General features: G+C 72.2%; 3 protein-coding genes. All 3 read right to left on the reverse strand.

Annotated features, from left to right (window positions below):
* Window positions 1-48: 48 nt before the first annotated feature.
* Window positions 49-996: a glycosyltransferase gene (locus ABYX71_RS11300; protein WP_372696598.1), complete on the reverse strand. Its 948-nt coding sequence runs from the start codon at window positions 994-996 to the stop codon at window positions 49-51.
* Complete coding sequence (locus ABYX71_RS11305; protein ID WP_372696599.1) at window positions 993-2,360, reverse strand: flippase; 1,368 nt, start codon at window positions 2,358-2,360, stop codon at window positions 993-995. The genes ABYX71_RS11300 and ABYX71_RS11305 overlap by 4 nt, the downstream gene beginning before the upstream one ends.
* On the reverse strand, window positions 2,357-3,176 hold an 820-nt coding region (locus tag ABYX71_RS11310; RefSeq protein WP_372696600.1), incomplete at its 5' end, for a hypothetical protein. The genes ABYX71_RS11310 and ABYX71_RS11305, both read right to left, overlap by 4 nt.

The raw sequence follows: 3,176 nt of genomic DNA on the forward strand, positions 1-3,176 counted from the left end.
ACGCTGAGGGAAGCGTCCCCAAATCCCACGAGCCGGAGCACCTAATTCTCACGCGCGCTTGCGAGGCTCCAACACCTGCGCCAACCGGCCAAAGTGATAGCTCGCGCCAACCGGATGTCGCGCCCGGCCGGGGAATGGCAGCGCCTTTGCACTCCAGCGCGCGGTGTACCACAGGGCGGCCAGCGGCCGCAGGCGCAACAGGCGACTGGCCCGGCGGCGGCCCATCAGGGGCGAGGAAAGCTCCAGCCTGACCGCAGCACGGCCCATCTCGAAACTCAGGCGCCGCGCATAGTCCAGCGACAGCCGGCCGGGCGGCATGAAGTGTTGCAGGCGAAGCCGTGGCTCGTACCAGAGCACCCAACCGGCGCCGAGCAAGGCACGACACAGTTCGCTGTCCTCGCCACCGGCAAGGCTGGTGCCACTGCGGCCGACCAGGCGCGGCGCGAAGCCGGCGGCATCCAGCGCCGCGAGCGCCTCACGGCGGATCGACAAGCCGGCACCGTACAGATAACCCCGCGTCGCCGGCACCGGGCCGGCTGCCATCCCCTGCGGGCCGCAGGCGTACAGGTGCTGCACGCGCTCGAACCAGGGCGGGATGGCGCCCTCGGAAACCGGCTCGGCCCAGGCACCCACCGCGCCCACACCGGGCTGCGCGCTGAACACCTCGGCAAGCACCGCCAGCCAGCGCGCATCCACCCAGTTGTCGTCGTCGACGAAACTGACGATGTCGCCCTGTGCCGCGCGAATGCCGGCCCAGCGGGCATAGTTCAGCCCCTGACGGGGTTCCGGCACCACCTGCAGCGGGGCCGGCGCGCCGGCCTGTGCCCACAGGTTCCGGGCGCAGGCGGGCGTGTCGTCGGTGGACGCGTTGTCCACCACCACCACCTCCCAGTCCAGCCCCGGCGGTACGTTCACCGCCGCCAGATGCCTCAGGGTAGACGGCAGGCGCTGCACGCTGTTGTGACAACACAGCACGACCGATACCGACGCCATCATGTCGCCCTCCGGGCACGCAGGTAGCCGAACAACACCCCGGGCGCCCACAGCCCCCGGACCATGACCACACCCTGGCGCCGGGTGCGGGCAAACAGGAAATTGATGGCCACGACGCTGACCAGCCGTGGCAGCACACTTGCCCAGGCGGCACCCGTGGCCCCCAGCGGCGGTATCAGCCACCAGGCCAGCAGTGCATTTGCGACAAGGTTTACGCCCGCCGCCAGCAGGTTGAAACGCGGCAGATCCTCGGCAATCAGGGTCCGGGAACGGGCCACCCCCAGCGCAACCAGCGGCAGCGACCAGGCGTGGATACGCAGCACATCGATGGCGGCCACGTAGTCGGGGCCAAACAGCAGGCGGATCAGCCACGGCGCCAGCAGGCTCAGCGGCAGCGCAACCGCCACGCCGCCCCAGAACATGAAGCCGTAGAACGCCTCCATGCGCCGTGCGTACGTCTCCGGACCGTGGTCGTGCGCGCGCACCACCATGGGAAACAGCGCCGTGCAGGCCATGACCGGCAGCATGTACAGCGCCTCCGACAGGCGCGTGGCCGCCGCGTAGTAGCCCACCTGCGCCACGCTGCCGAGCTGCATCAGCAACACCTGCGGCAGGCGCAGGGAAAGCTCGGTGGTGCCGATGGCCAGGGTCAGCGGCAGCGCCGCGCCGAGCAGCGCGCGCAGCCGCGCCCCCTTGACCCGCCAGGCCAATGGGCTGCCGCCGGCACGGGCATACAGGCCCATGATCAGGCCGGCGCCCAGGGCAATCTCGGCCGCCACCGGCCAGGCAAACCACAGCAGCGGCTTGTCCGTCAGCACAAAGCCGATACGCAGCGCCGCGCAGCCCAGCACGCCGGTCAGGCGCGCCAGGGCCAGTGGCGCCAGGCGCTGATGGGCCTGGAACCAGGCACTGGCCATGTCGAACGGCTGCGCCAGCACGCCGGCGCCGATGACCAGCACCGCCAGGCGCGTTTGCGGGTCCGCCGCCGCATTCAGGCCGAACAGCAGCAGCACGCCATAGGCCAGCACGCCGCCGGCCAGGCGCAAGGCAAAGGCGCTGCCCAGGGTGAGGTTGCGGCCCGGTTCGTCACGCACCAGGTCGCGCGTGGCCACCTCCTGCAGGCCCATGCGCGACAGGGCGCTGCCGATCAGCATCAGCGCGGTGGCGTAGCCGATGACGCCATACCCGGCCGGCCCCAGGTGCCGGGCCACATAGATGCCCACCACCAGCCCGGTGGCCATGCGCACCACCTGCTCCAGGCCCAGCCAGCCCATGTTCAGGGCAACGCGCCGCAGGGCCGGCGACTGGCGCGAAAGCCACCCGGCGCCAGGCGGCGTGACCGGCTCGGTGGGCTCCACCGCGCTCATTCGCCGGCTCGCGGTCGGGACACGCGCGCCGCCACGGCGACCGCGTCGTGGTTGATGTCCAGCGCCGGTCCGGGGGTGACCACAAAGTCCAGCCGGCTCCCGGCGCGCAGCGGCACGGAAAGGTCGAAGGCGGCGCGCTGACCGGCACCGGGCGGCAACAGCGCCTCGAACACCGGCGTGCCGTCGAGCAGGATGCAGGCGCCCGCGCCGTCCCCCTTGCCGTGCCGGCGGAAGGCACCGCGCACCTGCACCGGCCCGGCCTCGTCGGCGCGATAGCTGCGCACTGCCCACACGGCCTGTCCCTGGCTGCCCGCCGGGTGCTGGTTTCCGGCGCTGACCCGCAGTGCCGGCCAGCGCGGATCGCCATAGAACGACTCCCAGACGTTTTGCCGCACGCGCAGGGCAACCGGCTCGGCGCCGGGCCCGGCGCACACACCCGGACCCGCGTGAGGCGGCATCAGGTAGGCGCCGTACCGCCAGCGACCACCGGCCGCCGCGACGCGGAAGTCCTCCCGCGCGTCCGCCACCAGGGTGTCCGGGCGGGTGGCGTCCAGCTGCCGCACCGCGCCGTGCAGGTACACGGGATTGCGGTCCAGGGTCAGGGTATGGGTGCCGGCCGGCAGGGCGTGCGTTTGGCCGACCAGGTCGGTCAGCTGCGCGCCGGCGGACAGGTCGACGGACACGGCAACCGGCCCGTCGGGCGCCCACAGCACATGGGTCGATTCGCCGCCGCGATCGAACCGGTAAACATGGGTGCGCGGGTCGGTGGGTTCGCGGCGCACGCGGTCGGCACCGTCCAGCAGGCGGATGAGCGTG

Source organism: Immundisolibacter sp. (genome assembly GCF_041625615.1).
Classification (GTDB): domain Bacteria; phylum Pseudomonadota; class Gammaproteobacteria; order Immundisolibacterales; family Immundisolibacteraceae; genus Immundisolibacter.

Bases quoted from the DNA above. Each gene is read 5' to 3' on its own strand.
- ABYX71_RS11300 (WP_372696598.1), bottom strand. From the start codon at position 996: ATGATGGCGTCGGTATCGGTCGTGCTGTGTTGTCACAACAGCGTGCAG.
- ABYX71_RS11305 (WP_372696599.1), bottom strand. From the start codon at position 2,360: ATGAGCGCGGTGGAGCCCACCGAGCCGGTCACGCCGCCTGGCGCCGGG.